At 65.9% G+C, this 18,126-nt stretch carries 16 protein-coding genes; 9 read left to right on the top strand and 7 right to left on the bottom strand.

What is annotated here, in order from left to right:
* Window positions 1–10: 10 nt before the first annotated feature.
* From W930_RS0111290 to W930_RS0111270, 5 genes are all read right to left on the bottom strand, one after another.
* Window positions 11–1,300: a patatin-like phospholipase family protein gene (locus tag W930_RS0111290; protein WP_023597873.1), complete on the bottom strand. Its 1,290-nt coding sequence runs from the start codon at window positions 1,298–1,300 to the stop codon at window positions 11–13.
* A 118-nt stretch (window positions 1,301–1,418) separates the two neighbouring features.
* On the bottom strand, window positions 1,419–2,432 hold the full coding sequence (locus W930_RS0111285) for a PhaM family polyhydroxyalkanoate granule multifunctional regulatory protein (RefSeq protein WP_023872921.1): 1,014 nt from the start codon (window positions 2,430–2,432) through the stop codon (window positions 1,419–1,421).
* 117 nt (window positions 2,433–2,549) lie between these two features.
* Complete coding sequence (locus W930_RS0111280) at window positions 2,550–3,371, bottom strand: enoyl-CoA hydratase/isomerase family protein (RefSeq protein ID WP_023872920.1); 822 nt, start codon at window positions 3,369–3,371, stop codon at window positions 2,550–2,552.
* 148 nt (window positions 3,372–3,519) lie between these two features.
* Window positions 3,520–4,671 (bottom strand): ABC transporter substrate-binding protein, encoded by a 1,152-nt coding sequence (locus W930_RS0111275; protein WP_023597876.1) that lies wholly within the window; start codon window positions 4,669–4,671, stop codon window positions 3,520–3,522.
* A 272-nt stretch (window positions 4,672–4,943) separates the two neighbouring features.
* A complete protein-coding gene (locus W930_RS0111270; RefSeq protein ID WP_023597877.1) occupies window positions 4,944–5,930 on the bottom strand; it encodes a fumarylacetoacetate hydrolase family protein in 987 nt (328 codons plus the stop codon).
* 182 nt (window positions 5,931–6,112) lie between these two features.
* On the opposite strand from W930_RS0111270, the gene W930_RS0111265 reads away from it, so the two are divergent.
* The 4 genes from W930_RS0111265 (at window position 6,113) to W930_RS0111250 (ending at window position 9,704) form a co-directional block, all read left to right on the top strand.
* Window positions 6,113–6,964, top strand: a complete 852-nt coding sequence (locus W930_RS0111265; RefSeq protein ID WP_023597878.1) for an IclR family transcriptional regulator — start codon at window positions 6,113–6,115, stop codon at window positions 6,962–6,964.
* A 279-nt stretch (window positions 6,965–7,243) separates the two neighbouring features.
* Window positions 7,244–8,251 carry a DUF3108 domain-containing protein gene (locus tag W930_RS27065; protein WP_145929417.1) on the top strand — a complete coding sequence of 336 codons (1,008 nt, stop codon included), beginning with the start codon at window positions 7,244–7,246 and terminating at the stop codon, window positions 8,249–8,251.
* A gap of 215 nt (window positions 8,252–8,466) precedes the next feature.
* Window positions 8,467–9,261, top strand: coding sequence for a 3-oxoadipate enol-lactonase (gene pcaD / locus W930_RS0111255; RefSeq protein ID WP_023872917.1), 795 nt, complete (start codon window positions 8,467–8,469; stop codon window positions 9,259–9,261).
* A gap of 185 nt (window positions 9,262–9,446) precedes the next feature.
* Complete coding sequence (locus W930_RS0111250; RefSeq protein ID WP_023597881.1) at window positions 9,447–9,704, top strand: DUF3567 domain-containing protein; 258 nt, start codon at window positions 9,447–9,449, stop codon at window positions 9,702–9,704.
* A gap of 90 nt (window positions 9,705–9,794) precedes the next feature.
* Here W930_RS0111250 and W930_RS0111245 read toward each other — a convergent pair whose 3' ends face one another.
* Entirely contained in the window at window positions 9,795–10,187 is a 393-nt protein-coding gene (locus W930_RS0111245; protein WP_023597882.1) for a rhodanese-like domain-containing protein, read from the bottom strand.
* A 100-nt stretch (window positions 10,188–10,287) separates the two neighbouring features.
* On the opposite strand from W930_RS0111245, the gene W930_RS0111240 reads away from it, so the two are divergent.
* The 4 genes from W930_RS0111240 (at window position 10,288) to W930_RS0111225 (ending at window position 15,666) form a co-directional block, all read left to right on the top strand.
* Window positions 10,288–11,364 carry a homocysteine S-methyltransferase family protein gene (locus W930_RS0111240; RefSeq protein WP_023597883.1) on the top strand — a complete coding sequence of 359 codons (1,077 nt, stop codon included), beginning with the start codon at window positions 10,288–10,290 and terminating at the stop codon, window positions 11,362–11,364.
* A gap of 117 nt (window positions 11,365–11,481) precedes the next feature.
* The gene (gene metH, locus W930_RS0111235; RefSeq protein WP_255343979.1) at window positions 11,482–14,223 is read left to right on the top strand and encodes a methionine synthase; all 2,742 of its coding nucleotides are present in this window, start codon (window positions 11,482–11,484) and stop codon (window positions 14,221–14,223) included.
* A gap of 264 nt (window positions 14,224–14,487) precedes the next feature.
* On the top strand, window positions 14,488–15,198 hold the full coding sequence (locus W930_RS0111230) for an MgtC/SapB family protein (protein WP_023872915.1): 711 nt from the start codon (window positions 14,488–14,490) through the stop codon (window positions 15,196–15,198).
* A gap of 144 nt (window positions 15,199–15,342) precedes the next feature.
* Entirely contained in the window at window positions 15,343–15,666 is a 324-nt protein-coding gene (locus W930_RS0111225; protein ID WP_023597886.1) for a hypothetical protein, read from the top strand.
* A 165-nt stretch (window positions 15,667–15,831) separates the two neighbouring features.
* Here W930_RS0111225 and W930_RS0111220 read toward each other — a convergent pair whose 3' ends face one another.
* Window positions 15,832–16,158: a DUF1840 domain-containing protein gene (locus W930_RS0111220; protein WP_023597887.1), complete on the bottom strand. Its 327-nt coding sequence runs from the start codon at window positions 16,156–16,158 to the stop codon at window positions 15,832–15,834.
* Between the two features lie 161 nt (window positions 16,159–16,319).
* Between W930_RS0111220 and argS the strand changes: the two genes are divergently transcribed.
* On the top strand, window positions 16,320–18,083 hold the full coding sequence (gene argS, locus W930_RS0111215; RefSeq protein ID WP_023597888.1) for an arginine--tRNA ligase: 1,764 nt from the start codon (window positions 16,320–16,322) through the stop codon (window positions 18,081–18,083).
* Window positions 18,084–18,126: the final 43 nt, after the last annotated feature.

The raw sequence follows: 18,126 nt of genomic DNA, 5'->3' as shown, positions 1-18,126 counted from the left end.
GGACACCGAATCATGCCGCCGGTTTGCCGCTGTCGGCAACCGTTGCGGGCTCGTCGACGGACAACGGCGAATTCGCGGACATGCCCGCTCCGCCCACCGCCCCCGCTTCCACGTGGTCGAGCGGGCTCGTGCCGTCGGCTTCGGCCACCAGCCATGCGGCGATGGCGTCGCGTTGCGCGTAGGCATCGGCCTCGCCCAGCGCGATGAGTTCCTGGGTGTATGCGGATTCGAACAACAGGTAGCTTGCGAACGCGGCGCCGCGGGCTTCGTCGGCGCCGATCGCGCCGAGCATCGTGCGCACCGCGCGCGGCAATTGTTGCAGATGCCGCGACGCAATCGGTTCGATGCGCTGGCTGGGCGAGATCAGCAGCGTTTCGACCGGCCGCCAGCCGCTCGATTCGCGATGCGCCTCGGGCACGTGCCGCAGCACGTTGTTGATGTGCTGGACCCGCTCCAGATCGGCCGACAGGCCGTCGATGAACACGCTCGCCAGCGCCTGCCCCCCGATCTGCGCGAGGCTGGGATAGCCGCCGATGCGCTCGCCGCTGCTGTCGAGCCCGTACTGACCGTGCGACGCCCCAATGATGAGAATGCGCGTCGCACCGAGATGAATCGGCGGGCTGAGCGGCGCGATCTGACGCATCGACCCGTCGCCGAAGTATTCGGGCTGTCCGTCGAGATCGAGTTCGATGGCCGGAAACAGGAACGGGATCGCGCTCGAGGCAAGCAGATGATCGACCGTGAGCGGCACGGCGCGTGCGAGACGCAGCGAACGCTTCCAGGGCTGGATCGGCGAGGCGCTTTGATAGAACGTGACGTGTTTGCCGGAGGAGTACGACAGCGCCGTGACCGAAAGCGCTTCGAGCGCGCCGGACGCGAACACGTCTGGCAATCGGTCGAGACGGATCGCATTGCGCAGCATTTCGTTGAGCGGCGACCAGTCGAACAGCGAACGCGGCGATCGGCGCAACGCCCATCCGAGCGAGAGTGCGGCGAGCCAGCGCGCCCCGGTGCCCGCCATGCCCAGCGAGTCGGCGCGAAAGACCTGCCCGGCGTGAAACTGCCGCCACACCGCATCGAGCTTCATCACGCCGTGCTGGAAATCATCGGCATGCGAGGCGAGCGCCGCCGCATTGATCGCCCCGGCGGACGTGCCGCAGACAATCGGAAACGGTATCGCGCGCCGCGACGGCAGCACCTCACGCTGGATTGCCGCGATCGCCGCGAGCACGCCCACCTGATACGCGGCGCGTGCTCCCCCGCCCATCAGGACGAGACCGGTGCGTTCGCCAGAGATCATGGGGCGTCCTCCTGCCTTCGTTATTGCCCGCGGCGCCACGTGGGCGGTGGCCGAGCGTGGATGGACGGCGGCGACACGCGGTTGCGCGCGTCATGGCGTCCGATGGCGCCCTTCGGCGTCACCACTTCCACGCCGCCTGCTTGCCCGGCGCCTTGACCGGCGCCCCCTCCGACACCGTCGAGGCGCGGGTGGCTTTCACGGTCTTGGTCGACGCGCGGGTCGATGTCTTCGCGGCAGTCCTGGCCGTGGCCGACTTCGCGGGCGTCTTCTTGTCGGCGGGCGCGCGCTTGGCGGCCGTTTTCGCAGCGGCCTTCCCGGCAGCGTTCCCCGCCGCCTTGCCTGCCGCGCCACTCTTTGCGGCCGCGCCCGTCTTGCCTGCGGTCTTGCCAGTGGTCTTCGACGCCTTGGCCGCACCGGCGCTCGACGGCGTCGCCCGAGTCGCCTGAGTCGCCTTGGCAGCCGCGTCGGACATTTGCGCAGCGGCCGCCTCCGTCATTTGCGCGGCCGACATGCCGGCGGCCTGCGCCGCGGCGGCGATCTGATCGAACTGCGCCCGCATGGCGTTAAACCAGAGCGACGGGTCGAGCGCGCCATAGGCATTGCCCGCCTGGGCAAACGGCGGCACCGTGCCGTCGCCCTCGGGTGGCGCCTCCTGCGAATCGGCCGGGAGCTCGGGCGCCGACTCCGGCTCTGCCGCGGCCGGTGACGACGCCTCCACGTCCTGCGCGGCGCCCGCCGCCCCGAACGGGGAGCGCCAGAAGTCCCCCACGCCTGTTTGCCCAAAGGGGGGCGTAGGCGCGTCGCCGCCTTGTGCCGGATGCGCGGCGTCGCCTGCGTCGCTCGCCGCGCCGAAGCCTCCCGTGCCGAACGCGCGCAGCGTGGCGTAGGTCGCGCGCTGCACCTCGAACGCCTGGATCGTCGAGCGCAGCACGTTCAGATTCAGCGTGAGCCACTGCTCGACGGCGCGCATCTCGGCAATGCGATTCTCGATCTCGTTCGGATCGAGCAACGGTGTGGCGCTCTGCATCAACTGCGTGAGCGGTGAAGTGAAGGTCGCGGGCGGGCTGAACGCCTCCCACATCTTCTTGAGAATGTCGAAGCCATTGGGCATGGCACTCGTCGAATCGCTCATTACAGTCTCCAGTCGTGGTCCGGGACGGACGGCATGCCCGCTCACCGGCAGGCCATGCGCTGCGGGGCCCGGGGGGCGCTTGTACCGATCATACGCCCAGCCCGTGCCCTTGGTGTGTCAGAACGGCGCGTCACCCTTGTAGTCCGGCGCGCGGCGCTCGCGCAGCGACGCGATGCCCTCGCGAACGTCCGGCCCGGAGAAGCCCATGAATTCCAGCGCGAGCGACGCATCGAACGACGGCCCCGCACTGCGCAGCCAGTTGTTCAGCGCGTACTTGGTCCACCGGATGGCCGTCGTCGAACCGCTCGCGAGCTTGTCCGCCACCTCGAATGCCTTGGGCAGCAGGTCGGCCTCGTCGACCGCGAGCGAGACGAGGCCGATGCGCTCGGCCTCCTCGCCGGACACCGGCTCACACAGCAAGAGGTAGTACTTCGCCTTCGCCATGCCGCACAACAGCGGCCAGACGATGGCCGCATGATCGCCGGCGGCCACCCCCAGGCGCGTGTGGCCGTCGATGATGCGCGCAGTCTTCGCCGCGATCGAAATGTCCGCCAGCAGCCCGGCAACCAGGCCCGCGCCCACGGCCGGGCCGTGCATGGCCGAGACGATCGGCTTGCTGCAATTGATCACGTTGTAGACGAGATCGCGCGCCTCGCGCCACACGCGCGCGCGCACGGCGAAGTCGTCCGCCATGTCCTCGACAAGCGAGAGGTCGCCACCGCCGGAGAATCCCTTGCCCTCGCCGCGAATCACGACGGCGCGCGTTTGCGCGTCGCGATCGATGTCGCGCCACACGTCGGCCAGCTCCTGATGCATGCGATGGTCGGCCGTCGACAGGCCGCTCTTGTTCGCACCGGCGCCCATGATCAGCTCGAGCACGCCGTTCGGATGCCGCTTGAATTGCAGCGACTGATAGTGTTGATAGGGGTCTTGCGACATGGCTTACCGCTCCAAAAAAATATCCCCGCACAGGCGGGGATGGGAAACGGCGGCGCCGGACAATGCCGACACCGCCGACGGTCAACAGGTCGATGCGAGCGCCGTCGGGTCGCTCACATCCATGAAGGATCCGGGGGCGTCGGGCCGCTTACGGCGCGATCACCCATTTGCCGTTTTCGATCTTCACCATCACGCGGGCGCGCTGGTCGAGGCCGAGGTGATCCGTCGGACTCATGTTGATCACGCCGTTCGACACGTGCACGTTCTTGCTGCTCTCGATCGCGTCGCGCAGCGCCTTGCGGAATTCCGGCGTGCCCGGCTTGGCCGTCTTGAGCGCGATCGGAATCGCGCGCTGGAGCAGAATGCCGGCATCCCAGGCATACGAGCCGAAGGCCGCCACCTTGCCCGGGCCATACTTGGCGTCGAACTTCTTGATGTAGTCGAGTGCCACGGCCTTGGCCGGATGGTCGTTGGGCAACTGCGACGCCACGAGCACCGGGCTGGCCGGCAGGTACGTATTGTTGCAGTCCTTGCCGCACACGCGCAGGAAGTCGTTATTGCCCACGCCGTGGTTGTGATACACGATGCCCTTGTAACCGCGCTCGGCGAGCGCCTTCGGCGGCAGTGCGGCCGGAGTGCCGGCGGCGCCCACCACCACGGCGTCGGGGTTCGTCGCCATGATCTTCAGGATCTGCCCCGTCACACTCGGATCGGTGCGCGCGAAGCGCTCACTCGCCACCATCTTGATCTTGTGCAGCCCGGCAAACTTCGCCACTTCTTCATAGAACGCCTCGCCCAGCGCGTCGCCCTGGCCGATGAACGCCATCGTCTTCACGCCATGACGGCTTGCGTGCTCGGCGATCGCCGATGCCATCTGCGCGTCGGTCTGCGGCGTCTTGAACATCCAGTAGCGCTTGGCGTCCACCGGCTCGATGATGCGCGCGGACGACGCCAGCGAGATCGTCGGCGTGGTGCCTGCGGCGATCACGTCGAGCATGGCCAGCGTGTTCGGCGTGATCGACGAGCCGATGATGGCGTCGACGTGGTTCTCGGAGATGAGCTTCTTGGTGTTTTGGACGGCCGTCGTGGTATCCGACGCGTCGTCAAGCACGATGTAATCGACCTTCTGCCCGCCGATTTCGGTCGGCAGCATGGCAATGGTGTCGCGCGCGGGAAGGCCGAGCGAGGCGGCGGGGCCGGTAAGCGAGATGCTCACGCCGATCTTGACCTGAGCAGCGGCGCCGCCGGCCAGCGCCAGCAACATCGCACCCAACAAGACAGTGCGCACGGGGTTTCGCATGGAAAATCTCCTGGTCTGGCCTGCGCTGTTTTTTTCTATCCGCAGGACTCCCGGAATGGGTGCCCCACGTCGCGCCGGCGAAAATTAGGGCCGGCTCGCCCGCTAGGGGTGCGAACCGACTCAAGGAGACAAAGAATAGCGGAGCCGGAATTGCCCGCCATATCCGGGTTCACCCTATGGATACCACGCCCCGCGCCGCGCAAACACCCGCCGTGCCCGATATTCCGGGCATCGCACGGCGCGAACGCGCGACGTTGCGCGCGCGCTATTTGTTATTCGTCGAGCGGCGCGACCGCCTGGTCGATGGCCCCGAAGATCGATTTGCCCTGTGCGTCGAACATCTCGATGCGAACGCGATCGCCATAGCGCATGAATGCCGTCTCCGGGGCGCCCTTGTCGATCGTCTCCAGCATGCGCTTCTCGGCAATGCACGCGCTTCCGCGACTGCGATCCTTGTTCGAGATGGTGCCCGAGCCGACGATCGTGCCTGCGCGCACGTTGCGTGTCTTGCACACATGGGCCACGAGCTGACCGAAATCGAAGACCATGTCCTCGCCGCACTCCGGCGCACCAAACTTCCTGTCGTTCCACTTCACCGTGAGCGGACGATGCACGCGTCCGTCGCGCCAGGCGTCACCGAGTTCGTCGGGCGTGATCGCCACCGGCGAGAAGCTGCTCGCCGGCTTGCTCTGGAAGAAGCCGAAGCCCTTGGCCAGTTCGGCCGGGATCAGGTTGCGCAGGCTCACGTCGTTGACCAGCATGAGCAGACGCACGCCCTCGAGGGCACGCGCCGGGCTCGCGCCCATGGGCACGTCCGAGGTCACCACCGCGACCTCGGCCTCGAAGTCGATACCGAAGTCTTCCGACGCGCACACGATGTCGTCCGTCGGACCGATGAAGTCGTCGCTGCCGCCCTGATACATGAGCGGATCGGTCCAGAACTCGGGCGGCATTTCCGCACCGCGCGCCTTGCGCACCAGCTCGACATGATTCACGTAGGCCGAACCGTCGGCCCACTGATACGCCCGCGGCAACGGCGCCATGCACTCGGCCGGGTCGAACGCGAAGCTGTTGCGCGCACGATGATGATTGAGCTCGGTGTAAAGCGTTTGCAGTTGCGGCGCGTAAAAGGTCCAGTCGTCGAGCACGCGTTGCAGCGTGGGGGCGATGGCATCGGCAATGCAGGCGGTCGACAGGTCGCGCGAGACGACGATCAACTGGCCGTCACGGGTGCCGTCCTTACGAGTGGCAAGTTTCATGTGTGGGAGTCTGCGGGCGGTCTCGGGCCCGATAGAATGGCGCTTGAAGCGCACGATTCTACCTGAGCGCCCCGCGCCGCGACGGCGGCGGCAATCCGCGGCGAGCCGCGAACGCCGCTGAAGGAAAATGACGAAGCCGAAGACGCTTTCGCACACGACGTACACGAGAACAACGGAGACACATGACAGCGCCTGACCCAAACAACAAGATCGATCACGACGACACCGCGCCCGACGAGGAGAAGACCCGCTCGGGCATTCAGTCCATCGAGGTCGGCTTCCGGCTCATCGAAGTTCTCACCGAGGCGTCGAACGCGATGATGCTGCGCGATCTCGCCCACGCCGCGGGCATGAATCCCGCCAAGGCGCACCGCTATCTCGTGAGTTTCCAGCGGCTGGGGCTCATCGTGCAGGACCCCGTGAGCGGCCGTTACGACCTCGGCCCCTTCACGCTGCGCATGGGCCTCGCCCATCTCGCGCGCATCGACGCCTTCAAGGCCGCCCGGTTTGCCCTGTCCGAACTGCGCGACGCCATCGATCAGACGGTCGGTCTCGCCGTCTGGGGAAACCAGGGACCGACCGTCGTGCACTGGCTCGAGTCAACGTTCCCGATGCGCGTGCCACTGCGTCTGGGCGACGTGATGCCGATGCTCGAATCGGCGGCCGGACGCCTTTTCGCCGCCTACCTGCCGGCCCGTCAGACGGCGCCGCTCATCGACGCGGCCCTCACCGCCCTGCAGCACGCCTCGCGCCACCACCTGCCGGCCACGCGAGCGCAGTACGATGCGGTGCTCGACGATGTGCGCGCACACCGTGCGGCACGCGTGGAAGGCACGGTGTTGCCGTCCGTCAATGCGTTCTGCATGCCGGTGTTCGACGCGACAGGGCAACTCGTCATGGGGCTCATGGCGCTCGGCCCCGAAAGCCGCTTCGACGCCAGTTGGGGCGGACCGATCGACACGGCCTTGCGCACCCTCGCGCAAAAGCTCTCTGCGGATCTGGGCCATGCGCAGGCGCCCGGCCACCGGCCCTGAGCCACAAGGTGGCGGCGCGGTCTGAACGGCGGTGGGTGCGAACTGTCGAACCGACATTCATCGCAATGTGAGATGCTGACGCACTGACGTTCCGGCTCTTCGATTCCCGTGTCTTCGCGCGACCCACGCCTTTCCGGCCCCCCCCGTCCTGATCACTCCGATCCCAACGGCCGCTCCCGCAATGCAGCGTCCGGCGCCAGGCCGCCGGGCGGGCGCCGGCCATGGCTCGTCTGGACGGCCGTGCTCGCGGCGGTGCTCGTCGCGCACGGACTCCTCGCCATGTGGGTCGCCCTGCATCGCACGCCGCTCGATGACACGCCGATCCCCGTCATTCCGATCACGCTGATTCCACTCAAGCCGGTGGCGCCCCCTGCCCCTGAGGCCTCGCCCACGCCACCGCCCCCGAAGCCGACGAAGCCCCCCGTGCGCAAGCCCGTGACCAAGCCCGTGACCAAGCCGGCCGCGCCCCCGGCGCGGCCCGACTCGCTGGCGGCCCCCGCCACGGCCGATACGCCCGGTCCGCAGGCGGCCTCCGAGACCGTCGCCGGCGCGGGTGACACCCCGGACGCGGCAGCGAGCGATGCGGCGGCGCAAGCGCCGCCCGGCCCGCCGCTCACGGCGGCGGCTGCCAATGGCGACAGGTTCGATCCGCCGCCATCCGCCACGCTCACTTACGACGCGCTCATGAACGGTGTGCGCAACCAGACCGGCCAACTGCAATGGGTGAACGAGAACGGGCACTACCGACTGCGCATTGCCGTGCCGATCATCTTTTTCGGAACGTTCGAGTTCATCAGCGAAGGCGGCTTCGACGTGAACGGCATCGCGCCGTCCCGTTACGTGGAAAAACGCGGGCGGCGGGCCGAGTACGTCACCGATTTCCTTCGCGAAGGCGCCCCGACGCTGACGTTCTCGCGCTCGGGCCAGACGGCGCCGCTCGCACCTGGCGCCCAGGACCGTTTCAGCGTGATGATGCAACTGGCGAGCTACGCGCGGGGCAACCCCGAACGCTACACGCAGGTGGGCGTCACGCATGAGTTCACCGTGGTCGACACCGATAGCAGCGAAGTGTGGCCGGTGCAGTACGTGGGCAGCGAGACGCTGACCACACCGCAGGGGTATGTCGAGACGCGCCACTTCACGCGCTTGCCGCGCAAGGCGGGCGACGAGCGGCGTGTCGACATCTGGCTCGCGCCGTCGCTCGACTGGATGCCGGTGCGCGTGAAGCAGACCGAGCCGTCAGGCAACGAATTCGAGTTGATATTCACCCAGAAATCCGCGCCCTGAATTCCTTAGATTGTCGAGCGATTTCTCGCAAATCCAGCGCACACCCTGCGCAAACCCAGCGCGGATGTAGCGGCCATGCGGTCGCCCGACGAAGTGTTGCCCCACTACTACGAATCGCGCTGCACAAGTTACGTGTTCCTGACATAATCGGAAACATCCCAGTGCATCGACGCCACTTCGCCAATGTATCGACGAAATTCGGGAGGCCGGACAATATGAAAGTCAGTGCCAACGGAGCATCGCTGCATTACGTGGTGGACGGCCATGGTCCCTGGCTGACGCTGGCGCACCCATTGGGTGCGGACCTGACGGTCTGGGACGATCTGGTGCCCGAACTGGCGGCACATTTCCGGGTATTGCGCTACGACAGCCGCGGCCACGGCCGCAGCGACGTGCCCCATGGGCCCTACACCGTCAAGCAGTTGGCCGCGGACGCCACGGCACTGCTCAGTTCACTGGAAATCCCCCGCACCCATTTCGTGGGTATCTCGATGGGCGGCGCAGTCGCCCAGCAGGTCGCCCTCGACGCCCCCGAGCGTATTGCCAGCCTCACGCTGATCGACACCACCGCCGGCTACGACGAGGCCGACGCCAAACGCTTTCGAGAGCGCGCCGCGCAGGCCCGCGACCATGGCATGAAGGCGCTGGCGGATGGCACGCTGGACCGCTGGTTGAGCGAGGGGTTTCGCAAGCGTCATCCGCATCGGGCCGAGCGGATTCGGGCGCTGGTGGCCGGCGCCCATCCGGAGGGTTTTGCCGCGGCGTGCGAAGCGCTTGCCGCGTTCGACGTGCGATCGAGGTTGCACGAAATCGAGACGCCGACGCTGGTGCTGGTAGGGGAAAACGATCCCTCCACCCCGCCACCTGTCGCGCAGCGCATTGCCGACGGTATCGCCGGCGCCCGTCTGGTGGTCGTGCCCGACGCCGCGCATCTGTCGATCGTCGAGCAGAAACAGTTCGTAACCAATGCCCTTGCAACGTTTTTGCAAGGGGCCGCATCTAACGTATGAACCCTGCAGAATGCGGGACCTGAAGCGGGACCTTTGACCAAGGAGGGCCGAAACCATTGAATTCGCCATTGAATTCGTCAGCCGGTGTGCCGATAAGCGAATCATGGGGCACTGCCTCTTGAAATCGCGCCGCGTCGCCCCTATGTGGGTACCAAGGACCATGCAGGAACACCAGGAGAGTTGCCATGCTCATGATTTACAACAGCCCGAATTACTGTGTCGTTGAGTTTGCCGCGGATAACGGCAATCACTCGCTGTCTGCCGGTGGCTATGAAATCGTGGACAAGACCGCTGGCCGTGAGATCTTTCTCGACGGCACGCTTGCCCGGCAATTCCGTGAAGAGGTGCAGAAATTGATCGCCACCGAGCCTTCCGAAGACGAAGTCGACGAATTTCTCGGACAGTTCGACACCTTCATGACGAATCCGGTCGTGCTCCACTGACGTCGGCACCGCACGCGGTGCAGCCACACGAAAAACCCTCGCCATGGCGAGGGTTTTTTCATGGCACCAAGGCTTGACCTCATGTCAGGCTCAGCACTGCTCCCAGGGCAGACCCTCGAAGCGCCAGCCATTCACGGCGTTGCGGTGGTGCGTGGCGTCCAGATCGCCTTCGAAGCCGTGCAGCACACCGTAGACGTTCAGGAAACCCGCGGCCTCCAGCGCTTCGCCCGCCGCCGTGCTGCGATTCCCGCTGCGGCAGATCAGCAGTACCGGCCGGTCGCCGCCCGCGCCCGCAAGCTTGCGAACGCTTTGGACGAAATGCGGGTTGATCTCCCAGTCCGGGCCGTCGTTCCAGGCCACGTGGATGGCCCCGGCCGGATGCCCGACGAACAGGTATTCCATCTCGCTGCGGCAATCGACGAACAGCGCGTTGGCATTGGCTTGCAGAAACTGGTGGGCGGCGCCCGGCAGAAGGAATTCCATATCGTTATCGAAATAGTGGGAAACGGCGCGGCTCGCGGGCGAATGCCGCCAAAACCATTACAATTATAGGTTTTCCGGCCACTCCAAGGCGACGTCCGTCATGACCACCGCAACCCCACCCGCCGCAAACGCCACGCCATCCACGCGCGCCTATACGCGCGGGCAGGCGCTGCCTGCGCTGCTCGAGTCGCGCATCCTGATTCTGGACGGCGCGATGGGGACCATGATCCAGCAATACAAGCTGGGCGAGGCCGAGTATCGCGGCGAGCGTTTTGCCGACTTCGCGCACGACGTCAAGGGCAACAACGAACTGCTCTCGCTGACCCGCCCGGACGTGATCAGCGAGATCCACCGCAAGTATCTGGCAGCGGGCGCCGACATCATCGAGACGAACACCTTCGGCGCGACCACGATCGCCCAGAGCGACTATCACATGGAAGCGCTGGCCGACGAGATGAACCGGGAGTCCGCGCGGCTCGCGCGCGAGGCGTGCAATGCCTTCAGCACGCCGGAGAAGCCGCGTTTCGCCGCCGGCGCCATCGGCCCGACGCCCAAGACGGCGAGCATCAGCCCGGACGTGAACGATCCGGGCGCGCGCAACGTCGACTTCGATCAGTTGCGCGACGCGTATTATGCGCAAGCCAAATCGCTGCTCGACGGCGGTGTGGACCTGTTTCTCGTCGAGACCATCTTCGACACGCTCAACGCCAAGGCCGCGCTCTTCGCCATCGACGAACTGTTCGAAGACACCGGCGAGCTGCTGCCGATCATGATCTCGGGCACGGTGACCGACGCGTCCGGGCGCATTCTGTCCGGCCAGACGGTCGAGGCCTTCTGGAACTCGCTGCGCCACGCCCGCCCGCTCACGTTCGGCCTGAACTGCGCGCTGGGCGCGACGCTGATGCGTCCTTACATCGCCGAGCTGTCGAAGCTCTGCAACACGTATGTGTCGGTCTATCCGAACGCCGGCCTGCCCAATCCGATGAGCGACACCGGTTTCGACGAGACGCCCGACGTGACCTCCGGCCTGCTCAGGGAGTTTGCCCAGGCCGGGCTGGTGAATCTGGCGGGCGGTTGTTGCGGCACGACGCCGGAGCATATCGCCGAGATCGCCAAGGCATTGGCCGACGTGAAGCCGCGCCGCTGGCCGTCGCAATACCGCAGCGCCGACGTCTGAGCGCCGCCCCGCCGTCGCCGGCGTGTCCGGCGACGACACGTCCGATAGATCGACAGGTCTGAAAGCAAGACACCCGGCGCGTCGCCCCGAAGCCGCGATGCGCCCTCCACTGAACGGATCCGCCCCATGAGCCAAACGTCCCTCGTACCGCCGATGCGCCTGTCCGGCCTCGAGCCTTTCAACATCGGCGAAGGCACGCTGTTCGTCAACGTTGGCGAGCGCACCAATGTCACGGGCTCGAAAGCGTTCGCGCGCATGATTCTGAACGGCCAGTTCGACGAAGCGCTCGCGGTCGCCCGCCAGCAGGTCGAGAACGGCGCGCAGGTCATCGACATCAACATGGACGAGGCCATGCTCGACTCGAAGGCGGCAATGGTTCGCTTCATGAACCTGATCGCCTCCGAGCCGGACATCGCGCGCGTGCCGATCATGATCGATTCGTCGAAGTGGGAAGTGATCGAGGCGGGCCTGAAGTGCGTGCAGGGCAAGGCAATCGTCAACTCGATCTCGCTCAAGGAAGGCAGGGACGCGTTCGTGCAGCACGCCAAACGCATCCGTCGTTATGGCGCCGCGGCCGTGGTCATGGCCTTCGACGAACAGGGGCAGGCCGATACCTACCAGCGCAAGATCGAGATCTGCGAGCGCAGCTACCGCGTACTCGTCGACGAAGTGGGCTTCCCCCCCGAGGACATCATCTTCGATCCCAACATCTTCGCGGTTGCCACCGGCATCGAGGAACACAACAACTACGCGGTCGACTTCATCAACGCCACGCGCTGGATCAAGCAGCACCTGCCCGGCGCGAAGATCAGCGGCGGCGTGTCGAACGTGTCGTTCTCGTTCCGCGGCAACGACATCGTTCGAGAGGCAATCCACACCGTGTTCCTGTACCACGCGATTCAGGCGGGCATGGACATGGGCATCGTCAACGCCGGCCAGCTCGGCGTGTACGAGAATCTCGATCCCGAGCTGCGCGAGCGCGTGGAAGACGTGGTACTCAACCGGCGCGACGACAGCACCGAGCGTCTGCTGGAAATCGCCGACCGCTTCAAGGGCGGGGCGCAAAAGCGCGAGGAAAACCTGGAGTGGCGCAACCAGCCGGTCGAGGCGCGCCTGTCGCACGCGCTGGTGCACGGCATCACCACGTTCATCGTGGAAGACACCGAGGAAGTGCGCCAGAAGATCGCCGCGGCGGGCGGACGTCCGATTCAGGTCATCGAAGGCCCGCTCATGGACGGCATGAACGTCGTGGGCGATCTGTTCGGCGCGGGCAAGATGTTCCTGCCGCAGGTCGTGAAGAGCGCGCGCGTGATGAAGCAGGCCGTCGCGCATCTGGTGCCGTTCATCGAGGAAGAAAAGGCACGCATGGCGGCCGCCGGCGAAGACGTGCGCTCCAAGGGCAAGATCGTGATCGCCACGGTCAAGGGCGACGTGCACGATATCGGCAAGAACATCGTGACGGTGGTGCTCCAGTGCAACAACTTCGAGGTCGTCAACATGGGCGTGATGGTGCCGTGCGCCGAAATCCTCGCCAAGGCGAAGGAAGAAGGCGCCGACATCATCGGCCTGTCGGGCCTCATCACGCCCAGTCTCGAGGAAATGGCCTATGTGGCCTCGGAAATGCAGCGCGACGACTATTTCCGCCTGCGCAACATCCCGTTGCTCATCGGCGGTGCGACGACCTCGCGCGTGCATACGGCCGTGAAGATCGCGCCGAATTATGACGGCCCGGTGATCTACGTGCCCGACGCCTCGCGTTCGGTCTCGGTGGCCTCGAACCTGCTCTCCGACGACGCCGCCGAGCGGTACCTGGAAGAGGTGAAGACGGATTACGAACGCGTGCGCGCCCAACACGCCAACCGCAAGGCCACGCCGATGGTGTCGCTCACCACCGCGCGCGAGAACAAGTTCAAGGTCGACTGGTCGTCCTACGTGCCGCCCAGGCCCAAGTTCATCGGCCGGCGCGTGTTCAAGAACTACGACCTCGCCGAGCTGGCCGACTTCATCGATTGGGGCCCCTTCTTCCAGACGTGGGATCTCGCCGGACCGTTCCCCGCGATTCTGAACGACGAGATCGTCGGCGAATCGGCGCAGCGCGTGTTCGCCGACGGCAAGGACATGCTCGATCGCCTGATCAAGGGTCGCTGGCTCACCGCCAACGGCGTGATCGCCATGCTGCCCGCGAACGTGGTGAATGACGACGACATCGAGATCTATACCGACGAATCTCGCACGGAGGTCGCGTTCACGTGGCATAACCTGCGCCAGCAAAGCGAGCGCCCGGTGGTCGACGGCGTGCGCCGCCCGAACCGTTCGCTGGCCGACTTCATCGCGCCGAAAGACAGCGGTGTGGCCGACTACATCGGCGTGTTCGCCGTGACGGCGGGCCTTGGCGTGGACGCCAGGGAGGCCGGGTTCCTCGCCACTCACGACGACTACAGCGCGATCATGCTCAAGGCGCTGGCGGATCGTCTGGCCGAAGCCTTCGCCGAATGCATGCACGCCCGCGTGCGACGCGACTTCTGGGGCTACGCGAGCGACGAACAACTCGACAACAACGCCCTCATCAAGGAGCAATACGTCGGCATTCGTCCGGCACCGGGATACCCGGCGTGTCCGGAGCACTCGGTGAAGGGGCCGATGTTCCACTACCTCCAGGCGCACGAAATCGGCATGAGCGTGACGGAATCGTTGGCCATGTTGCCTGCGGCGAGCGTATCCGGCTTCTACCTGTCGCACCCGGACAGCACGTACTTTAGCGTCGGCAAGATCGGCCCCGATCAGGTCGAAGACTTCATGGAACGCACGGGCGTGGACGAGGCGACGGCACGACGTCTGCTCGCGCCGCAACTGTCGTGACCAAGATCGCGGAACCCATGTCCTCTCGCATGCCCCCGCGCCTGCCGTAACGCATTTCGTCACGAACTGAAGGCATAATTGCGGCGGCCCCTCGGGTCGCCGCTTTCCTCTGCGCGATGGCCCGTGGTGCCCTGCTGTTCCCTGTTGTGCCCCTGTTGTGCACGACGCGCAGGCCTTGCGCGCCCGAGCGCGCCTGGACCTGCGCTTGCGCTTGTTCCGACCTCCCTCTCCTGCCGGCGCCGACCGAGACGTACCATGCACGCACTGCAAAGCCTCCAGAATTTCCAGCTCCTGCCGCTGCTCAACACGACGATCTCCCTGTTCGTGGCCTTCGTGCTCGGCACGATCATCGGCGTGGAGCGGCAAGTCCGCCAGCGAACGGCAGGCCTGCGCACCAACGTGCTGGTCGCCGTGGGCGCCGCCGCCTTCGTCGACCTGTCGATGCGGCTCATGCCCGGCGACACACGCGTGATCGCCTACGTCGTCTCGGGGGTGGGCTTCCTCGGCGCGGGCGCCATCATGAAAGACGGCGCGTCCGTGCGCGGCCTGAACACGGCGGCCACGCTGTGGGGCTCGGCGGCCGTGGGCGCCGCCGCGGGCGCGAGCCTGATCGTCGAAGCGGTCGTGGTCGCGGCCTTCGTGCTCGCGGCCAACACGCTGCTGCGACCGGTCGTCAACCGTATCAACCGCGCGCCGATCAACGAAGCCACGTCCGAAGCGACCTACGCGCTGTCGGTCATCTGCGCGCGCACCGTCCAGCGCGATGTGCTCGACAAGGTCGAAGCATGGCTCGAAGCCTCGAACTATCCGGTGCGTGCGCTGGACATCCACCCGTTCGGCGAGTCCGAAGTCGAAATCGAGGCACTGCTTCTGCCGACCGCCGTCAAGGCCGGCGAACTCGACGCGCTGACCGATCACCTCGAGACGCTGCCCGGCGTGAATCAGGTGTTCTGGTCGAGTCGTTCGGATGACTAACTGAAAAAGCCGAATTACAAACCATTACAAAGGCTTACAGCACCATCGGATGCGCTTTCTTAGACTGGAATCTCACTGACGCAAGTGATGCCTGCACGACAGACTTTCCTTAGGTGTGCAGCGCAAAGCAAAGGAGTCCATCTGATGAAGAAGCTGATTATTTCCGTTGCCGCCCTGACCCTCGCCGGCGCTTCGGCGCTGAGTTTCGCCCAAGGCGCTGCAGGCGGCGGCGCGGCCGGCCCCGGCGGCGGCACGACGACCGATCCTTCGGTGCCGATGCCCAGCCAGGCCTCGCCGACTTCGCCGCAGACCCCCACGCCCGGCGCCCAGACCATGACGCCGTCGAACCCGCACCCGACGTCGAAGACGCAAAAGCCGCGTCACAGCACCAAGAAGATGCCGAACAACGGCAACACCGGCAACGGCAGCACCAACGCGCCGGACAACGCGCCGGGCAAGGCGCAGTAATCCGCGCCAGGTCTGCCCGCGGGAAGCGGTGCCGCCACTGCTCAGACCCTCCCCCTCGCCCGGGGCGGCCCCTTCCTGGCATCGACACAAAAAAAGCAGGTCCGCGTTTTGCGGCCTGCTTTTTTTGTGTCGTCTTGCTTTTGTGCCGGGGCACATTCCGACGGCTTAGCGCTCGCTCGTCTCCCACGTCACCGCACAGCCTTCGTTCTTGGCTTCGCGCAGCATGTTGAGCAGCGGATAGGCGCGTTGCGCCAGACGAACGCGATCGTTCTCGTCGCGCTCTTCGGACTTCTTCCCTTCGTTCTGTTTCTGTTCCACGGCCTTGTCTTCGGCAATGGCGGCTTCGAGCTTCTTGACGGCGGCGTCCGTTTCGTCGTCGCCGATCGCGCCCCTTACGCCCACCTGTTTGCCGACGATTCCCAGCAAATACTGCGCCAGATTTTCCAGCATCGTGATATTTGGCGAGGCGTGCGACTTGAACGTTACCAGCATGGTTGTCTCCCTGTTCGAGTTATCACCACCCCCGTCCCCGACATGTCACGCAACGAGGGGACCGGCGGGTACCGTGACTTCATCATACACCTGTTAAAATCCGGTGCTGACGATTCAATTGCCTGTCCGGACACGTCCGGTCGCCCCCGAAACACCCGCCAATGCTACCCGCACAAAAGAATGCTCTCGTCGCGCTGATCGGCGATGTCGTCGCCGGCCTGATGCCCGCGGACGGTACCGCGCCCGCCGCGCCCACGATCTCGCTCGAACGCCCGAAAGTCGCCGCGCACGGCGACCTGTCCTGCAACGTGGCGATGCAGCTCGCCAAGCCGCTGCGCGCCAACCCGCGCGAACTGGCGCAGAAGATCGCCGACGCGATCCTCGCCGACGCCCGCGCCGGGGGTCTGGTCGACGCCGTCGAGATCGCCGGTCCCGGCTTCATCAACCTGCGTCTGGCCAACACGGCCAAGCAGTCGGTCGCCCGAGCGATCCTGACCGAAGGCGCGACCTTCGGCCGACGCGCCGTCGAAGGCAATGCCGCCCCGGTGCTCGTGGAGTTCGTCTCGGCCAATCCGACCGGTCCGCTGCACGTGGGTCACGGGCGGCAGGCCGCGCTCGGCGACACGATCTCGGCGCTGCTGGACACGCAGGGCCGCCCGGTGCATCGCGAGTTCTATTACAACGATGCGGGTGTGCAGATCCAGACGCTCGCCACGTCGGTGCAGGCCCGCGCCCGCGGCCTGAAGCCGGGCGACGCCCAGTGGCCCGAGTCGGCCTACAACGGCGACTACATTGGCGACATCGCGCAGGACTTCCTCGCGCGCAAGACCGTCCAGGCATCCGACGGCGCCCCCGTCACCGGCAGCGGCGACATCGAGGACATCGACTCGATCCGCGCATTCGCCGTGGCGTACCTGCGTCGCGAGCAGGATATCGATCTGCAGACATTCGGCGTAATCTTCGATCAGTACTACCTCGAATCGTCGCTGTACGCGGACGGCAGCGTCGAGCGCACGGTGCAGGCGCTCGTCGACGCCGGAGTGACGTACGAACAGGAAGGCGCGCTGTGGCTGCGCACGACCGATTACGGCGACGACAAGGACCGCGTGATGCGCAAGTCCGACGGCACCTATACGTATTTCGTGCCGGACGTCGCCTATCACACGCGCAAGTGGGAGCGCGGCTTCCACCAGGTCATCAACGTGCAGGGCTCGGACCACCACGGCACCATCGCCCGCGTACGGGCCGGCCTGCAGGCGCTGGGCATTGGCATTCCGAAGGGCTATCCCGACTACGTGCTGCACAAGATGGTCACCGTCATGCGCAACGGCGAAGAGGTGAAGATCTCCAAGCGCGCGGGCAGCTACGTGACCGTGCGCGACCTCATCGAATGGTCGGGCGGCATCACGGCCGAAACGCCGGTCACGGACCCGGTTCAGCGTGAAGACGCGCTGCGCCGTGGCCGCGACGCCGTGCGCTTCTTCCTGATCTCGCGCAAGGCCGATACCGAATTCGTGTTCGACGTGGACCTCGCGCTCAAGCAGAACGACGAGAACCCCGTGTACTACGTGCAGTATGCGCACGCCCGCATCTGCTCGATCCTCACGCAATGGGGTGGCGACGAAGCGCAACTCGCGCATGCCGACCTCGCGCCACTCGACAGCGAACGCGCACTCGCGCTGCTGCAACTGCTGGCCGAGTATCCGGACATGCTCACGCGCGCCGCCGAGGAACTTGCGCCGCACGCCGTGGCCTTCTATCTGCGGGATCTGGCGAGCGCGTTCCATTCGTTCTACAACGCCGATCGCGTGCTGGTCGACGACGAAACCGTCAAGCATGCGCGACTCGCGTTGCTGGCGGCCACGCGTCAGGTGCTGCGCAACGGTCTTGCCGTGCTGGGCGTGTCCGCTCCGGCCAAGATGTAAGCTTTCCAACCCACTCCGAACGGCAATCGCATCGGAACTCTGT

Origin of the sequence: Pandoraea sp. E26 (assembly GCF_000681415.1) — a bacterium.
Taxonomy (GTDB): domain Bacteria; phylum Pseudomonadota; class Gammaproteobacteria; order Burkholderiales; family Burkholderiaceae; genus Pandoraea; species Pandoraea pnomenusa.
This window is presented reverse-complemented; position numbering and strand designations above follow the sequence as displayed.